General features: G+C 34.2%; 16 protein-coding genes and 1 riboswitch. Of the genes, 9 read left to right on the top strand and 7 right to left on the bottom strand.

Annotation, left to right across the window (positions count from 1 at the left end):
• Positions 1 to 3: 3 nt before the first annotated feature.
• The gene (locus tag FD33_RS03795) at positions 4 to 666 is read right to left on the bottom strand and encodes a hypothetical protein (RefSeq protein WP_056955773.1); all 663 of its coding nucleotides are present in this window, start codon (positions 664 to 666) and stop codon (positions 4 to 6) included.
• Positions 667 to 899: 233 nt separating this feature from the next.
• Between FD33_RS03795 and FD33_RS03790 the strand changes: the two genes are divergently transcribed.
• Positions 900 to 2,249: an FAD-dependent oxidoreductase gene (locus tag FD33_RS03790; RefSeq protein WP_025084666.1), complete on the top strand. Its 1,350-nt coding sequence runs from the start codon at positions 900 to 902 to the stop codon at positions 2,247 to 2,249.
• A 144-nt stretch (positions 2,250 to 2,393) separates the two neighbouring features.
• Here the strand turns inward: FD33_RS03790 and FD33_RS03785 are convergent, their stop codons facing one another.
• Together FD33_RS03785 and FD33_RS03780 are read right to left on the bottom strand one after the other, a co-directional pair.
• Positions 2,394 to 3,077, bottom strand: coding sequence for an EAL domain-containing protein (locus FD33_RS03785; protein WP_025084667.1), 684 nt, complete (start codon positions 3,075 to 3,077; stop codon positions 2,394 to 2,396).
• A 69-nt stretch (positions 3,078 to 3,146) separates the two neighbouring features.
• On the bottom strand, positions 3,147 to 3,581 hold the full coding sequence (locus FD33_RS03780; protein ID WP_025084668.1) for a GNAT family N-acetyltransferase: 435 nt from the start codon (positions 3,579 to 3,581) through the stop codon (positions 3,147 to 3,149).
• A 205-nt stretch (positions 3,582 to 3,786) separates the two neighbouring features.
• Between FD33_RS03780 and FD33_RS03775 the strand changes: the two genes are divergently transcribed.
• The 4 genes from FD33_RS03775 to FD33_RS03760 all read left to right on the top strand — a co-directional run bounded on the left by FD33_RS03775 (position 3,787) and on the right by FD33_RS03760 (position 10,935).
• Positions 3,787 to 5,130: an FAD-dependent oxidoreductase gene (locus tag FD33_RS03775; RefSeq protein WP_025084669.1), complete on the top strand. Its 1,344-nt coding sequence runs from the start codon at positions 3,787 to 3,789 to the stop codon at positions 5,128 to 5,130.
• Between the two features lie 526 nt (positions 5,131 to 5,656).
• Positions 5,657 to 6,703, top strand: a complete 1,047-nt coding sequence (locus tag FD33_RS03770) for a GGDEF domain-containing protein (protein ID WP_025084670.1) — start codon at positions 5,657 to 5,659, stop codon at positions 6,701 to 6,703.
• 527 nt (positions 6,704 to 7,230) lie between these two features.
• Positions 7,231 to 7,297, top strand: a riboswitch (Fluoride riboswitch).
• 94 nt (positions 7,298 to 7,391) lie between these two features.
• A complete protein-coding gene (gene eno / locus FD33_RS03765) occupies positions 7,392 to 8,675 on the top strand; it encodes a phosphopyruvate hydratase (protein ID WP_025084671.1) in 1,284 nt (427 codons plus the stop codon).
• 10 nt (positions 8,676 to 8,685) lie between these two features.
• Positions 8,686 to 10,935 carry an HAD-IC family P-type ATPase gene (locus tag FD33_RS03760; RefSeq protein WP_025084672.1) on the top strand — a complete coding sequence of 750 codons (2,250 nt, stop codon included), beginning with the start codon at positions 8,686 to 8,688 and terminating at the stop codon, positions 10,933 to 10,935.
• 142 nt (positions 10,936 to 11,077) lie between these two features.
• Here the strand turns inward: FD33_RS03760 and fba are convergent, their stop codons facing one another.
• The gene (gene fba, locus FD33_RS03755; RefSeq protein ID WP_025084673.1) at positions 11,078 to 11,947 is read right to left on the bottom strand and encodes a class II fructose-1,6-bisphosphate aldolase; all 870 of its coding nucleotides are present in this window, start codon (positions 11,945 to 11,947) and stop codon (positions 11,078 to 11,080) included.
• A 401-nt stretch (positions 11,948 to 12,348) separates the two neighbouring features.
• On the opposite strand from fba, the gene wecB reads away from it, so the two are divergent.
• On the top strand, positions 12,349 to 13,491 hold the full coding sequence (wecB, locus tag FD33_RS03750) for a non-hydrolyzing UDP-N-acetylglucosamine 2-epimerase (protein ID WP_025084674.1): 1,143 nt from the start codon (positions 12,349 to 12,351) through the stop codon (positions 13,489 to 13,491).
• 208 nt (positions 13,492 to 13,699) lie between these two features.
• Here the strand turns inward: wecB and FD33_RS03745 are convergent, their stop codons facing one another.
• Complete coding sequence (locus FD33_RS03745) at positions 13,700 to 14,161, bottom strand: GtrA family protein (RefSeq protein WP_025084675.1); 462 nt, start codon at positions 14,159 to 14,161, stop codon at positions 13,700 to 13,702.
• Positions 14,162 to 14,163: 2 nt separating this feature from the next.
• Positions 14,164 to 14,619, bottom strand: coding sequence for a flavodoxin (locus FD33_RS03740; protein ID WP_025084676.1), 456 nt, complete (start codon positions 14,617 to 14,619; stop codon positions 14,164 to 14,166).
• 124 nt (positions 14,620 to 14,743) lie between these two features.
• Here FD33_RS03740 and map point away from each other — a divergent pair, with 124 nt between their 5' ends.
• Genes map through galU form a run of 3 tightly spaced genes read left to right on the top strand, consistent with a single transcriptional unit; the run spans position 14,744 to position 17,429 of the window.
• Positions 14,744 to 15,538 (top strand): type I methionyl aminopeptidase, encoded by a 795-nt coding sequence (gene map / locus FD33_RS03735; protein WP_025084677.1) that lies wholly within the window; start codon positions 14,744 to 14,746, stop codon positions 15,536 to 15,538.
• 17 nt (positions 15,539 to 15,555) lie between these two features.
• The gene (locus FD33_RS03730) at positions 15,556 to 16,515 is read left to right on the top strand and encodes a YihY/virulence factor BrkB family protein (RefSeq protein WP_025084678.1); all 960 of its coding nucleotides are present in this window, start codon (positions 15,556 to 15,558) and stop codon (positions 16,513 to 16,515) included.
• On the top strand, positions 16,515 to 17,429 hold the full coding sequence (gene galU / locus FD33_RS03725) for a UTP--glucose-1-phosphate uridylyltransferase GalU (RefSeq protein WP_025084679.1): 915 nt from the start codon (positions 16,515 to 16,517) through the stop codon (positions 17,427 to 17,429). Before FD33_RS03730 ends, galU begins: the two co-directional genes overlap by 1 nt.
• Here galU and FD33_RS03720 read toward each other — a convergent pair whose 3' ends face one another.
• Positions 17,430 to 17,714 carry a hypothetical protein gene (locus FD33_RS03720; RefSeq protein WP_025084680.1) on the bottom strand — a complete coding sequence of 95 codons (285 nt, stop codon included), beginning with the start codon at positions 17,712 to 17,714 and terminating at the stop codon, positions 17,430 to 17,432. It lies immediately after the preceding gene.
• Positions 17,715 to 18,178: the final 464 nt, after the last annotated feature.

Below are 18,178 nucleotides of genomic sequence, written 5' to 3'. Positions count from 1 at the left end.
GATTTATTCATTATACCCTCTCTTAAAAGTTGTCTCAGGAATCAGCTTACATCCATATCTAATAATAGCCATGTAGATAACGAAGACCACTAGCATGTTAAGAATGTTGTATATTGAAAAACTATGGTCGACCCAGAGTAATATCCACCAGCCAATTCCATAAAGAATTTGTAGGATGAGATATTTGATCGTACTATCTTTAAGACTGTCGGTTCTCCAATAAATATAAAAGATAATAATCACTAGAAAAATGTATGAAACAAGAAAAAAGGGCCATCGATTGCTACCTAATCGTTCAATATTACTAGATTGGTGATAAGCAAAGGGCATTAATAAATTAATCAATAGAGTTATTTTATTTCGTAAAAGATACATAGCATAAAGCAGAATAGTTAATTGAGCATTGGCGTACAACCAACCGCTGTTAACAGTTCCGTTGCTCAACATATGAAAAGTTTGTTGAAGAATAATCATACTACTTGCTAAAATTGCACCTTCTACTAAATGAGTAGAAAATTTGAGATAAAAAGGTGAATCGTCATTAAGATGACTTTCTAGACCGTAAGCAATAATAGTAATAACGGTAATCAAGCCAATTGTGACTAAAGTGATAATGATTGAAGTGAGATTAATATAGTTATTGGTGATCCCTTTTAGGATATTCAAAATTATCCCCTCCAAATTATTTTTAATGCTTAATAAAAATGGTGCTCCTTAAATCATATTGTAGTATTATAAGATATTAATGTTTAAACAATATTACATATCAGTATACACGTATTTATTTATAATTTTATAGGTTTATAATGATGATGAAACGGTATATATTTTTAAAGTTATGCTTGATTATTCATTTTTTGATATGGATTTAACTCAATTTATGAGAGGGGGAATATTTAATGAAAGTAGTAGTTGTAGGGTGTACACATGCTGGTACAGTGGCAGTAGAACAGGTTCTTCAAGAACATCCCGATACAAAAGTTACCGTATACGAGCGTGATGACAATATCTCATTTCTATCATGTGGGATTGCATTGTATTTGGGTGGTAGAGTAAAACATCTCGAGGATATGTTCTATGCTAGTCCTAAGGATTTGGAAAAACTTGGTGCCACAATTAGAATGAAGCATGATGTCTTAAAGATTGATTCAGAGAAGAAGACATTGATGTGTGAAAATATGGAGACACATGAAATAATTAACGATACTTACGACAAGTTAATTATGACTACTGGTTCAACTGTAGTAGTACCACCTATTATGGGAATTTCTGATTCGAGAATTTTGATGTGTAAGAGTTATGCACAAGCACGAGCAATTCATGATACAGCCAAGGACTACAAGCACATTGCCATCGTCGGTGGTGGTTATATTGGCGTGGAACTGGCTGAAAGTTATGCTAATACAAATCATGAAGTTTCTTTAATTCAGTCAAGAGATCAAGTTCTAAATCACTATATTGATCCTGATATGTCCGAAAAAATAGTTAACTTGTTAAAGGAACATAATGTCGACGTTTATTTGAATGAAAATGTCACTGGTTTCAACCGTGATGATGATGACAATGTTGTTATTGAAACAAGCAAAGAGGACCATAAAGCCGATTTAGTAATTGTCTGCACAGGTTTTGTAGCTAATACTGATTTACTTCGTGGACAAGTGGATATGGACCGCCGTGGAGCTATCATTATTAATGACTATACTCAGACATCTAATCCTGATATTTACGCCGCTGGAGATGCTTGTACGGTTTACTTTAACCCTACGCATGAACATGCCTATATGCCGTTGGCAACTAATGCCATTAGACAAGGTGCTTTAGCTGGTATCAACGTATTCGGTAATATCCAGAAGTATATGGGTACACAAGCAACTTCAGCTATGGAATTGTTTGGTTACACCATTGCTTCTACAGGTTTGACCTTAGGACATGCCTTAGAGCATGGTTTAAATGCGGATGTAGCTGAATATCATGATTACTACCGTCCTGATTACATGCCAACGACAGAAATGCTAACTATAAGATTGGTTTATGATAAGGACACACGTTTGATCTTAGGTGGTCAGTTGTTCAGTAAGCATGAAGTTGCACAATCAGCTAATACTTTGTCAGTATGTATTCAAAATAAGAATACAATTGATGATTTAGCTTTTATGGACATGTTGTTCCAACCTAATTATGATAATCCGTTTAACTATTTGAACTTGGTTGCTCAAAAGGCTGTGGCTAAGGAACGTAAAACAAAATAATTTTTTTGAAATAAATAAAAGGGGATGCCAATTTTTATTGGTATCTCCTTTTATTGTTTGGTCGTCTGATTTTGATAACCATGAATTTATTGCTTTATAACTATGATTTTATGTGGAATGTTGGAAAGAAGCTTGTTCCGTTCTCTAGAATTCGTCGTCGTCTGCTTTTAATTTCAACAATCTAGGTTTTCCGTAATAGTAACCCTGACGTAAATCTATTTCCAACTTATCAGCTAGGGCATCATCTTTTTCGTCTTCTATTCCTTCAAGAATAAAACGAATATTTTCTTTTTTACAGATATCACGCCAATATATAACTTTGTTTTCGATATCTGGATCGCGTAACTTTTCTCCAAAGTTTTGGATGGCAAACTTGATTTCTGATGCTAGAGGAATCATGTCTTTGATTTGATCCATTTGATTTGTTCCGGTTCCACAGTCGTCAAGACTAAAGTCCATTCCATAATCAATGAATTCTTTAATCAGAGAAATGTATTCTTCATTGCTCCAATCTTTGTTTGGTGTATCTTCGGTTAGTTCTACTACTAGTTTTAATGGACGTAAGATTCTTTGAGCTTCGATGATAGCATCGCGAACTTCCTCATCCATTAACTGATTACGATTGATATTTACTGAAACGGAACCAATCTTTAAAGATAATAATTTCGTTGTGGCAACTAAAACTTGAGCCATGAGGTGTGAAGGAACATCAGAAAAGTTTGCTGGTGGACGCCATCCTTCGGGCTTTTTTTCCTTCATTAATAGTTCATAACCGATTAATGAATTATTCGCCTTGTCAAGTTGAGGCTGAATAAAGTATCTATACATGATGAACTCCTTTGTTAGTCCTAATTGATTCTTGATTAATCACGTGAATAACGTATCAAACACATAATACTACAAGCTTAGTTTCATGTCATGGTGAAGAATTCCAGCTTCTTTATACTGCTCGCCAATGACTTTAAATCCTAGCTGTGTATAGAAAGCTTGAGCGTGATCTTGAGCTCCTAAAATAATGTAATCGAAATTTTGTTTTTGGGCATAATCAATAATATATTTTAAAAGATCTGATCCTAAATGTTGATGACGAAATGATTTTAAGACGGCAACCCTTTGGATATGGATTCCATTGTCAGATGTAACTTGAAATCTGGCAGTGGCTACAGCCTGTTGATTACTGTAAAGAACAAAGTAGGTACATTTGTCTTCGTCCTTATCTATTTCAATTTCAGTGGGAACGTTTTGCTCATCCACGAAAACTTTTTTACGAATACCTACACTGTCATAATAGATATCAGAATTTATATCATTAGAGGATTTAATTTTGTCCATTGATTATCACCGCTTTTAAAAAAGTCAATACACTTGCTATTATATTACAAATCATCTGTGTTGCCTTATCGATATTTGAAATTTAAAAAGTCCATTTATAATATATAAAAAATTAAATAGATTGATATAATGTAACCAAGTGTTCGTAGAAGCTTAAAAAGCAGAGAGAATAATTTATTGGGTACTGTAGAGGAGGAACCGACTGTTGAAAGTAATCGTTGTCGGATGTACACATGCTGGAACAGCTGCAGTGGAACAAATATTGAAAAAGCATCCAGATACGGAAGTTACCGTATATGAACGTGATGATAATATTGCATTTTTATCATGTGGAATAGCATTATATTTAGGAAGAATCGTTAATCGACTAGAGGATATGTTTTATGCTGATCCAACTACGCTAGAAGGTTATGGCGCTAAGGTTCATATGAAGCACAATGTTATTAAAATCGATTCAAAAAATAAAAAAATTGTAGTTCAAGATCTCAACACACAGGAAATTTTTGAAGATAGTTATGATAAATTAATTATGACTACTGGTTCAGAAGTTGGCGTACCACCAATTGGTGGTATGGATAATCCACGTGTTTTGTTGTGTAAGAGTTATGATCAAGCCAAGAAAATTTATGAATCAGCTTTGAATTATCCTAGTATTGCTATCGTTGGAGCAGGATATGTTGGAGTAGAGTTGGCTGAAAGTTATGCTAATACGGTTCATGAAGTAACCTTAATTCAATCAAGGGAACAGATTCTCAATAATTATGTCGATGAACCACTATCACAAACAATCATTGAAAAACTTAAAGAACACGATGTTAAGGTTGCATTAGGTGAACGTGTTGCTGAAATTGAAGATGGTGACCAATTAACTATCAATACTAAAGCTGGTCATAGCTATAAAGCCGATTTAGTAATTGTCTGCACAGGCTTTTTTGCTAATACAGATTTATTGCGTGGTCAGGTTCAAATGGACGGTTATGGAGCCATTTTGGTGAACGATTATATGCAAACATCAGATCCTGATATTTTTGCCGCTGGTGATTCTTGTGCTGTTAAGTTCAATCCAACAGGTGAAATGAAGTATATTCCACTAGCTTCTAGTGCTGTGCGTCAAGGTACTTTGGCTGGAATGAATATTTATGGAAATGTTCGCAAATATATGGGAACACAAGCTACCACAGCAATGGCATTGTTTGGCTATACTTTGGCTGAAACGGGATTAACCTTAAAAAAGGCTTTAGCAAATGGTCTGAACGCCGATTGTGTTACATACCACGACAATTATCGTCCAGATTATATGCCAACCACGGAAATGTTAACAATTTATTTAATTTATGATAAAGATACGCGAAAAGTTTTAGGTGCACAGTTATTCAGTAAACATGAAGTTGCTCAGTCAGCAAATGCCTTATCAATTTGTATCCAAAATGAAAATACGATTGATGATTTAGCTTATGTTGATATGTTGTTCCAACCAAATTATGACAATCCGTTCAACTATCTTAATTTAGTTGCACAACAAGCAATTGATAAAGAAGATAATAATTAGAAATATTCGAATTAAAATTAATTAATCGAAAAAAGATGTTTAAATCAGCCAATTAAAATTGGTGGTTCTTTCTTAAAACTTGGTTATAACTATTTTTAATCTACGAATATAGAAGCTTTAAATCAAAAAAACGGCTTCCATTAAGTGTTCAAGATATATTTTTTACTTGAATCTCTTAATAGAGGTCGTTTTTATTTTACAAAATCATGTATTAAGCACATTCACACTTTAACTGGATTGGCTGATCTGAGAATCTTTTTTTTAGAGAATTATATACAAATATACATAATGTGATACTTTCAATTTAATAGACATTTTATTCATGCTAGACTGAAAGATATAAATGAATGTGCGAGGGGTTACTTTTGGGTGATTTAACAGAGATTTTAAGAATCTGTTTCAGTGCAAATGCCTTAGCAACAGGGATAGTTACAATTGGTTTGGTTACTATTATTACTTATATATCATTTGTATTGGAACGAAAGATCAGCGCAGCATCGTCCTTCTTTAGGAAGGTTGGAATAATATGGCCGAAATGTTTCTACTCTTTTTAATGATATTGTTGGTCACTATTGTTTTCAAAAGTTTAACGGGTGGTTCACAGGTCGAGTTGGGAGGATTGCTAGCTAATGCTGAATTAACTATCTTATTCTACGGCTTGTTTATTTTCAATAATCGTTTAATTGTTTTGTTAAATGTTTTTCTACCATTTTTATATCATCCATCGTCGGATATTTCGAGAATTCAAGGACCATATTCATGGTTGTTTATTGGATCTTATCTCGTTCTAATAATTGTAATTGACTATCTTTACAGTCATAAAGACGTTTTAGCAATTTCTAATTATCGATATCTGTTGGCCCAAATTTTATTCGGAATTTGTTGGTGGATTTTTATGTGGATCGATTATAAATTTCCATTAGTTGATATTATAGGAATGCTGATCCTATTCGAAATCTATATGTTTATTGTGCGTATAATTGAGTTAAAGATGAGTACATATATGCACGTATATAACGATTTGGAGAATAAAGTTAATTACGATGCTCTAACAGGTGTACGAAATCGAGCTAATTTAAATAAAATTTCTAAAGAAGTCTTTGAAAAATATAGTCACGATCCAGCTCCTTTAACGGTAATGATGTTTGATATTGACCATTTTAAAGAATTTAATGATCGTTATGGTCATGAAATTGGTGATGAAGTTTTGCGTCATGTCTCACATACAGTTGAACGAGAGTTACATGTCGATGGTAGACAAGGACAGTTATTTCGTTATGGCGGTGAAGAATTTGTTATTCTATTGAGAAATACCGATACACAAAAAGCTCAGGAAATCGCTAATAGGATCAATCAAACTTTAATTGGAATGCCTTTGTTTATTCAGGAGACACAGTTAGATGTGACGTTATGCTTTGGCGTAACGATGTTACGTGAAACTGATAATTCGTTTGAGGATATTTTTAAACGCGTTGATAAATATCTCTATCAAGCAAAAAATAATGGGCGTGATGAAATGACAATTGAAGGTAAAATTTTCCAATATGAGAAAGTTCCAATAATTAAAATATAAAAAAACAGCCAGGCGGGGAACCTGACTGTTTTTATATAAGTTGATTTCTAGTAGGAACAAAAATTAATATGTCATTGAATGATGGGGTATTCAATTAACAGGAGATCAAAATTGGTCTGGGAGTTAAATTCTGGGCAAATCGAAGAATTGAGTGAGCTCCTACTTTGGGAATCAACTACTAGAATAAGTATTTAAGCATAGAATTAGATTTTCTACATGGGAGGCACGAGATAGGACTTTGAAAACTACTTATTCTAGTTGTAAACAAAGTTACTATAAGTGTCCCTCCTTTCTATGTTAACGCTTTCTTTATGGTACAAATGAAGTATAGCAAGTTTTTGTGAATTCTACAATTTCTATGCTCGTAATTGAGAAAATAATATTATGCCAAGTGTTACGGACAGTAAAGTCTAATTGATAAATATAATTATTTTTTGTTTAAACAAAAAGCTTCACAAGCAAATAAATACTCATAAAAGTGAATGAATATACTTGTTTAAATAAACAAAGTATTATACTATGAATTCGTTCGAAGAGGCGATGACGTTCGCCGAAAAATATTACTTGATCGTAATTGATGACGTCTACTCTATTTAAAATACCAGTAAATAATTGAGGAAAATTATTGAGGGTCTTTTAATGTGGAGTAGACGTCTTTTTTTTATGATTAAGAAAGGGAGTATTTATTATGACAAAAGTAACAATTGAGAATGTTAAGGCTAGGGAAATATTTGATTCACGTGGTAATCCAACAGTTGAAGCAGATGTTATCCTTTCAAATGGCATTTTAGGTCGTGCTAGTGTTCCATCAGGAAAATCAACTGGTGATAATGAAGCTGTTGAATTACGTGATGGTGGTGACAGATTAGATGGTAAAGGAGTCTTGAAAGCCGTCAATAATGTTAATACTTTGATCAATGATAAATTAAAGGGTGCTGATCCTTTCAATCAAGCTCAGATCGATCAAATGATGATCGATCTTGATGGCACTCCTAATAAGGCTAAATTAGGTGCTAATGCTATTTTGGGTGTTTCAATTGCCACTGTTCGTGCTGCAGCTAATGCAGAGGGAATTCCTGTTTATCGTTACCTTGGTGGTGTCGATCTTGAATTGCCACAAACTTTCCACAATGTTATCAATGGTGGTGAACACGCCGATAATGGAATCGATATGCAAGAGTTCTTAATTACACCTATTAAACGTACAACTTTCCGTGATGGTTTTGAAAAGATCGTTAACGTTTATCATCAATTGAAGAAGAACCTTGAAAAAGAAGGTTATCAAACAGGTTTAGGTGATGAAGGTGGATTTGCTCCTGATCTTCCATCAAGTGAAGCTGCTATTGATGAATTAAATCGTGCTATTAAAGATGCCGGTTATGTTCCTGGTGAAGAAATTGGTATTGCCTTTGATGCAGCTGCTTCAAGTTTTGCTCAAGACGATGGTTCATACTTATTTGAAGGTAAGAAGCGCAGTGCTGAAGAAATGGGCACATACTACGAAGGACTACTAGATAAATATCCAGCAATTGTATCAATGGAAGATCCATTTGGTGAAAATGACTGGGATAATTTTGCTAAATTTACTCAAAAGAACGGTAATCGTGTTCAAATCGTTACTGATGATAATGTATGTACAAATCCTGCACTCTTTAGAAAAGCTATCAAGAAAGGTATGGCCAATAGTTTCTTGATCAAGTTGAATCAAATTGGTACAGTATCTGAAACTATGGAGGCTATCCGTGTTGCTAGAAAGAATGGCTACACAACAATGATGTCACATCGTTCCGGTGAAACTGAGGATTCATTCTTGGCTGATTTTACAGTTGCAATGCATGCTGAACAATTGAAATCAGGTGCTCCAGCTCGTGGTGAACGTCTAGCTAAATACAATCAATTATTAAGAATTGAGGAAGAATTAGGCAAAGAATCTAATCTAGCTCATTTTCCTAATGACGTTGACTTTGACTAATCAATAAATTATGAAAGAAAAATATGGACTTACCACGCCAGAAGTTGCAAAACTCAGACAAGAATATGGATATAATGAGACGCCAAAGATTCAAAAATCATTTATCAGTTTGATTTTAAAACGTTTGGTTGGTCCGATTCCTTATGTAATTGAATTAGCATTAGTGATTGAACTGATTTTGGGTAATTTTATTCAAGTCGCTTTCATCTTTGCTTTGTTGTTGTTTTCAGCAATTGATGGGGCTATTCAAGAGAATCGAGCTTCGAAATCAATTGGTGAATTAGATACCAAATTGATTGCATACACCAGTGTTTTACGTGACGATAAATGGCAAAAATTATCAAGTCGAGAATTAGTTCCTAGTGATTTGATCCATTTATCAGTTGGATCAGTTATTCCAGCTGATTGTAAAATAGTCAAAGGTGTTGTTTTAGTTAATCAATCAGTTATTACTGGTGAAACAAAGGCTATTACTAAAGCAAAGGATGATGAATTATATTCTGGTTCGACAGTTATTGAAGGTACTGCGGATGTAGTGGTTGAGAAAACTGGTGTTCACAGTAGCTTAGGTAAAACCACTGAGTTGGTCAGAACAAATGAAGCTCCAGGTAGATTGGAAAATTTACTTTTTACGGTCGTTAAGTATTTAGCCTATTTGGATGTTGTCCTAGCAGTTATTTTAACCATTACAGCCTTAGTCAGACACACGCCATTTCTTTCATTGTTGCCATTTCTAGTTATTCTATTTGTAGCTACAATTCCAATTTCTATGCCATCGAGTTTTGCCGTGGCTAATTCTTTGGAAGCCGGAAATTTATCAAAAAAGGGTATTCTAGTTAGCGGATTGACTGGTATTCAGGAAGCAGGATCAATGAATGTCTTGTTGATGGATAAGACTGGAACAATTACTAAAAATGAACCTGAAGTCGATGAAATCATAAGTTTAAATGGATTGGATAAAACAAAATTATTCCAATATGCATTGGCGACTGTTAAACCTAGTAGTGTTAGTCCGCTTGATTTGGCAATTTTGCAAAAAGCCAAATCGGATAAAATAGCTTCAGTTAGAGTGAAAAAGCAGGTATCTTTTGATCCAAAATTGAAAGGTGCTAAAGCAATTCTTGATAATGGTGACGAAATATTTCTGGGATCACCTGTAAAAAGCAATTTAGAAGATCAGGTGAAAATCCAAGTTGATAAATTGTCACAACAAGGATTACAAGTGATGGTTTTAGCTGTTAATCAGGAACCTATTGGTTTGATGACTTTCAAAGATCAAATTAAATCTGATATGCCAGAAAAAATTTCAGCTTTAAAGAAACAGGGTATAACCGTTTTAATGTTAACAGGTGATACAGTATCTACCGCCAGGGCAATTGCTGAAAAGGTTGGTTTAAACGATCATATTGGAACAGTTGATCAAGCGTTGTCTGATCCCTTATCCTATGATGGATTTGCTAATGTTTATCCAGAGGATAAATTTAAAATTGTTAAATCTTTACAGGATAAAGGGTACGTTGTAGGTATGACAGGCGATGGCGTCAATGATGCACCTGCTTTAAAGAAAGCAGACGTCGGAATTGCTATCGATACGGCTACTGATATTTCTAAATTGGCAGCAAGAATAATTTTAACTGAACCTTCTTTGAAGGGAATTATGGAATTAGTTAATGCTGGTCATCGGGTTTATCAAAGAATGATGACTTGGTTAATTACTAAGTTGGCAAGAACAGCTCAATTGGCACTTTTGTTAACAATTGGTTATTTATTCACAAACTTTTTCCCAGTTTCGTTGAATATCATTGTTTTTATAGTTATTTTCAACGATTGTGTTACTTTGACGTTGGGAACTGACCGAGTAAAAATCAATCACTTACCAGAAGCGTGGAATTTGAAGAATTTAACTAAAATTTCAGCCATCTATACGATTGGTTGGCTAGTATTAGGATTCTTAATGTTGTGGTATAGTGTTAAATTTACTAATTTCACACATGCCCAAATTAGTGGAATATTGTTTGTTTATCTGATCTATTCTGCTATGGGAATGATTCTTTCAACAAGAACGAGGGACCATTTCTGGTCGATTAAAACAAGTAAATCGGTAGGGACCGTTATATTTATTAATCTGGTTCTATCCAGCTTGATAAGTATATTATGGTTGCACACGGCCGTGTTGAATGTATTGGCTGTTTTCTCGATTTGTTTTGTTATGTTCTTGATATTAGATTTGATTAAAGTTTCCTACTATAAGCAAGACTAATAATTATACAAAAATACTCTATCGGAGTTGTCCTTAATATGTGGAATCTCTGATAGGGTATTTTTATAATGTGTTTTAGAAAAAATGAATTTTAGAGCAAAAAAACAGGGACCGAAGTCTCTGTTTTTTATTTATCAAATAATTATTTGATTGAAGGTGTACCGAACCACTTGATACGTTCGATAGTTGTATCAGTAATAGCTTTAGCACCAGGTGCAAGCAATTTACGTGGGTCATAACCCTTAGCATCAACATCTAAGTCTTTCTTAGCTTCGATGTATTCACGTGTTGCTTTAGCGAATGAAAGTTGTAATTCAGTATTAACGTTAACCTTTGAGATACCCATTGAAACAGCCTTGATGATTTGTTCCTTAGGAATACCTGAACCACCATGAAGAACAAGTGGTGTCTTGATAACATCAGCTAATTCCTTAAGACGGTCAAAGCTTAAACCTTTCCAGTTGTCAGGGTAAACACCATGAATGTTACCAATACCAACAGCAAGGTAATCAACACCTGTAGCAGCAAGAGTCTTAGCTTCTTCAACATCAGCTAATTCACCTAAACCAACGATACCATCTTCAGTACCACCGATTGAACCAACTTCAGCTTCAACAGACATGTTCTTAGCATGAGCTAACTTAACAATTTCTTTTGTCTTTTCAAGGTTTTCTGCGAATGGAAGGTCATGACCATCGAACATAACTGAGTTATATCCAACTTCGATACATTCCTTGGCAGCTTCGTAGTTACCATGATCCAAGTGCATTACAACTGGAACTGTAATACCCATTGATTTGATTGTGTCTTGTACAAGGTGTAGACATAGTTCATAACCACCCATGTACTTAGCAGCACCCATTGATGTTTGAACCAAGATAGGTGTTTGTGTTTCTTGGGCAGCAGCCAAAATTGAGCGTGTCCATTCCAAGTCGTTGATGTTAAAAGCACCAACAGCATACTTGCCTTTACGGGCGTTATTGAAAATTTCGTTACCGTTTGTTAAAACCATCGATAAACCTCCATAAAATTCATTTTCGAATACATTGATAATTCTAACTCAAAATGATAGAAATTAATACTTTTTTTAACAAACTATTTCTGTAAACCAACTATTGGATGTGAAAATATATGTAAAACGCTATCATATAAAGGATTACCAAGCCAATTAAAATGAACCACCAATATTTTTTACTGGTAGATTTGATAAGAGTATTATAAATTGCCATGACGATAAAGAAGGCAATCAGAGTTGTTAAAATACTGAGGACTATTAATATTGGAAGATTAATCATAATACTTATATTATACGCGAAAACTTTCAGAAAACGACATCTTATCAAACAAGTGTGTCTACCTATATTAATAAAGTTATCTTTGATATACTGTAGTTAATTTATTGAGGTGATAATTTTGAATAAAATTAAAGTTATGACGGTCTTTGGTACCAGACCAGAAGCAATTAAAATGGCACCCTTAGTTTTAAAATTAAAACAAAATAGTGATCGTTTCGATACTGTGACAGTAGTTACAGCCCAACATCGTGAAATGTTAGATTCAGTGCTTGAAATTTTTAAGATCAAGCCTGATTATGACTTAAATATCATGAAGGAACGTCAGACTCTTAGTGGTATCACTGGTTTAGTTTTAAAGGAATTAGATAGTATTATTGAAAAAGAAAAACCTGATATTGTTTTAGTTCACGGTGACACAACTACAACATTTAGTGCTGCTTTATCAGCCTTTTATCATCAAACACGTATTGGACACGTTGAAGCTGGTTTGAGAACTTGGAATAAGTATTCACCATGGCCAGAAGAAATGAATCGTCAAATGACTGATGATTTAACTGATCTATACTTTGCTCCAACTGACGAAAGTAAAGCTAATTTATTGAAGGAAAATCACCATGGTGAAAATATCTTTGTAACTGGTAATACAGCTATTGATGCTCTAAAGAGTACCGTGCATAAGGATTATCACCATGATATTTTGGACGTGATCGATCCTGATAAGAAGATGATTTTGATTACAATGCATCGTCGTGAAAATCAAGGTGAACCAATGAAAGAAGTCTTCAAAGCAATGCGTAAAGTTGTTGCTAAACATGACGATATTGAATTAGTTTATCCAGTACATTTGAATCCAGTTGTTCAACAAACTGCCAAAGAAATTTTGGGTGGAGTAGACAGAATTCATTTGATTGAACCATTAGATGTAGTTGATTTCCATAATTTAGCATCAAGAAGTTACTTCATTATGACTGATTCCGGTGGTGTTCAAGAAGAAGCACCATCATTAGGAAAGCCAGTTCTAGTTTTACGTGACACAACTGAACGTCCTGAAGGTGTTAAAGCTGGAACATTGAAGTTAGTGGGTACAGATGCCGAAGTAGTCGAAAGAGAAATGACACGTTTGATTACTGATAATGCTGAATATGATCGCATGGCCAACGCTAAGAATCCATATGGTGATGGTAAGGCTTCGGAACGTATTTTGGATGCAATGAGTTATTACTTCAAACAAACAACAGAAAAACCAGATGAATTTAAATAAAGGGTGGGGATGAGCTTAATTCCCGTCATTCTATTACTTGATTAAAAAAAGTGTTCATATCAATCTCGTTTAATTAATTACGGATTATATGAACACTTTTTTGCTATTCAAAATATCTTTTGTAATTGTGATTAATAAAGATACATATTATTCTAAAATTTCAGTTTTTGTGGAAGATAAAAGTTTTAGGCGAACAAAAAGAGCCGAACTAAATTTCATTTCGACTCTTTCGACGTTCTTTTAAATTTTTAATACGTTCAATCAAATGGCGATTTTGATAATTGAAAATCAATTTTGATGAGAAGTAATTAAATAACCCAACGATTAATTGATCAATTGCTTTGATGATCAAGTTGTTCCAGGGAAAAATGAAAACAGCCACGACCATGAAAATATCATCGAAAATCAGCGAAAAGATACGTGAAACGAGGAAAAACAGTCCCTCTTTAAATAGTTTCTTTAAGTTTTCCATTTCAGATTTGAAAACATATAATTTCGTTACAAAGAATGAAAAAAAATTGGAGATAAACCAAGCAATAGTATTAGCAACCCATAAAGTAATATGGAAATAGTTATGTGATAAATCGAAGATACCGATATTCAATAATGATGCTAAAAAACCAAAGAAGCAGTAAACTCCAAAATTACGATATTTTTTTAAGAAGTTCATGTTTAAAGATCCATTTCTTGTGCCTTTTTAAAGATTTGTTCAGCAAAATTGTCGAGGTTATCGATATCTTCTTGTTCTGGTCCTAATTCAACTTTGACAGCGTCGGCTCCACGAGTAGCACCGGTTTGTTGAAAGACCTTATCAAATTCTTCTACAGCTCGGCAGAAATCTTCATAGAAAGTGTCACCTGAACCGCAGACACCATATACTTTTCCATTTAAGTCAAGGTCTTGCATGTCATCATAGAAGTCCAATGCTTCGTCTGGCACGACACCTTGATCATAAGTGTAACTAGCGATAATACAGATGTCAGAATCTTCAAAGTCAGCTACATCTGTTTGAGAAACTTCACTCATATCAACGTCACAACCTAAATCCTCGAATTTTTCGGTTAGAACATAAGCAATATCCTCATCATTACCAGTAATGCTAGCAAAAACAATTTTTACTTTTGTCATAATTGTCGCCTCATTATTTAATCTTTAGACATTATAGCAAAAATTAATATCACGGGCTATCTAATTCCGAAACCCTCTAATGTTATAATGAAATTAACATATTTTTGAAGGGACATGTTATAAAGTGATTACATTAAAATCTGCAAGAGAAATCGAAGGAATGAGAAAGTCTGGAGAATTGCTTGCTAATACACATATTGGTTTACGTGACATTATTAAACCAGGAATTTCTTCAATGGAAATTGAAAATTTTGCTAACGACTATATCGTTTCACACGGTGGCCGTCCGTCAGAAAAGGGCTTCGAAGGTTACAAATATGCAACTTGTGTCTGTGTTAATGATGAAGTCGCCCACGGTATTCCTCGTAAGAACCTTATCTTAAAGAGTGGTGACGTTCTAAAAGTAGATATGACTGTTAACTTGAATGGATATGAGAGTGATTCATGCTGGACATATGCAGTCGGAGATTTATCAGCCGAAGATCAAAAGTTAATGGACGTAACGCACAAGGCTCTATACTTGGGAATTGATCAAGCTGTAGTTGGCAATCGTCTTGGTGATATTGGTTACGCTATCCAACATTATGTTGAAGATGAAAATCATATGGGAGATGTTCGTGACTTGATTGGTCATGGTATTCAACCAACAATGCATGAGGCTCCAAATGTTCCTCACTACGGTGAACCAGGACAAGGTTTACGTTTGCGTGAAGGAATGACAATTACCATTGAACCAATGGTTAACCTTGGAACATGGGAAATTAAAGACAAATTTGTTAAAGCCGATGGCTGGGAATACTTTGTTTCTGCCGACGGAACTGACTCAGCACAATATGAACATACCATTGCTATTACTAAAGATGGTCCTAAGATCTTGACTTCTCAAGATCCTGAATATGATGCTAAATACTTACTTTAAAATAGTGAGGATAAATAATGGAAGAAGAAAAGCAACGAATACCGCTGTTTCGGCAATCGATAACTAAAAAACAGAAGTTAGTTGGTTTTGTTAAATATGTTGCTCAAGCGATGAGTGATTCTAATGTTCCCATGGCTTCAAAAGCAATTACATATTATATTCTGTTGTCGTTGTTTCCGGCAGTAATTGTTGTGGGAAATTTAATCCCATTATTACATTTGGATAAACCGACAGTTATTAGTTATATTGAATTTATTTTACCTGATGATCTACATCACTATTTTTTACCGACGATAGTAAAAGTCTTGTCTAATTCTAATAAGGGTGTCTTGTCAGTTGGTATTGTCGTATCATTATGGGCAATTTCACGTGGATTAAACATTGCTCAAATGACAATGAATGAAGCCTACGGACTAGATATTAATAATCTGTTTGCGGAACAAACTTTTGTAAATTATGTTATTCGCCGTACTTTGGCCTTTTTGATGACGTTAATGTTATTGATGATTGGTGTGATAGCAATTGTAACGTTTACATTTGGACAAATATTTTTAAATTGGCTAGTTCCATTGCTACGTATAAAGTCAACACTTTTAGATGTCTTTATGCGTTGGAAATGGCCCTTTGCTATTGTTATAATATTGATGATCGTTTTTGCTTTATATTATTTTTTACCTAATATTCATCTCAAAGTTTATTACGTAATAACTGGTTCAATCATTACTAGTATTGGCTTACTAGGGGTATCGCAATTGTTTTCATACTATCTAAAATATTTTGGATCGGCTTGGGACAATTACGGTGCGATTGGTGCCATTATTGTGTTTTTACTGTGGGTGAATATGTCAGTGACAATCTTTTTATTTGGGAATGCCGTTAACGTTGGTTTTGCCGAAGCATATGGCGGTCCATTTTTAAGAAGAAATACTGGTAAGTTAACTAGTTATCTGAAATCGCACGAAAAGGAGAATAATTGATGAAAGTTAGAAAAGCAATTATACCAGCAGCAGGATTAGGAACAAGATTTTTACCAGCAACAAAGGCTTTAGCTAAGGAAATGTTACCAATTGTTGATAAGCCAACAATTCAATTTATCGTTGAGGAAGCCAAAGCTTCAGGTATCGAAGACATTTTGATTATTACTGGTAAGAATAAGCGTTCTATTGAAGACCACTTTGATGCTGTACCAGAATTGGAACAAAACCTTGAAGCAAAGAACAAGACAGAGTTGTTGAAGGTTGTTCAAGATACTACTAATTTGGGTGTCAACTTGTACTATAGTCGTCAAGCACATCCAAATGGTTTGGGAGATGCTGTTTCTCAAGCACGTTCATTTATCGGTGACAAACCATTTGTCGTCATGCTAGGTGACGATTTGATGAAGGATAAAGTTCCTTTGACAAAGCAATTGATTAACGACTACGAAAAGACACATGCTTCAACTCTAGCTGTTATGCGAGTACCAGAAAGAGATGTTTCTAAGTATGGTGTTATTGATCCTGAAGGCGAAACAGCCCCTGGACTATATAATGTTAAGAAATTCGTTGAAAAACCAAAAACTGAAGATGCTCCAAGTAATTTAGCTATTATTGGACGTTATCTTTTGACACCAGAAATCTTTGATTTACTAGCAACTCAAAAGCCAGGTGCTGGTAACGAAATTCAATTGACTGATGCAATTGATCGTATGAATAAGACACAACGTGTGTTTGCTCATGAATTCAAGGGTCAAAGATATGATGTTGGTAACAAGTTTGGCTATGTTAAGACAAATATTGAATATGGTTTGACTCATCCCGAAGTTGAGGGTGAATTGAAGCCATACATCTTGGATCTTGCTAAGAAACTTCAAGCAGAAGATAAATCTGCTAGCAAGAAATCAAGCAAATAATTAACCAAGTAATAGACAGTCATTAGCGACTCTGAAACCGAAGAGTTGTTTGTGGCTGTTTTTATTATGATAAAAAATTGGGAATTCATAATAATCTTTTTTATTCAATAGTACTAAGAATTCCCAATTTCTAAGACCATGCAAGTTCTTTGAGGTTTTTAAAGCAACCGTGTTATCAATTATTTCAATGTCAACAACAGCTAAGCGTTGACCATTATCTTCAATAAAAATACGATTGTCCTTTTTAAAATCATTTAATAATAAGATTAAATCAATAGTACGCATAAGAATTCTCCACTAAATAATTGTTTTTATTGTGTAATTAAATTATTATGTAAGCTTAAGGATATTTTGGTTCTTACTGGAATTAAGTTGTGGCCGATATCAACTGATATGGCTTGAGGATGCCGTCGTCCGTAGAAAATCCGTGGGCCACTGGAACGTGGTGGACACGACTTGAAGCTAATAATTTTTCACTTCGCGAAAAATCATGGATCTTCAAGCTCGGTCTTCTACCAACCTTGCTTCGCAAGCTAAGTAGAATTTCACCACTTAGGACCCACATATTTTCTACTACCGACTGTATTTCTGTTATTATCGGTTAGAATTACGGTGATTGGATAGTTTTTAACTCTATTCAAGAGAGTAAAGAATATGAGTTCTGATTTGAAGAAAAAATGTCTATTGGAATCATACAATCATAGCTACAATAAGAACCGATATTTTATCAAGTTTGAAGGGAAATAAAT

The sequence above is a fragment of the Companilactobacillus paralimentarius DSM 13238 = JCM 10415 genome (assembly GCF_001434985.1).
GTDB classification, from domain to species: domain Bacteria; phylum Bacillota; class Bacilli; order Lactobacillales; family Lactobacillaceae; genus Companilactobacillus; species Companilactobacillus paralimentarius.
The sequence above is the reverse complement of the archived record's forward strand: the minus strand, read 5'-3'. Positions and strand labels throughout refer to the sequence as shown.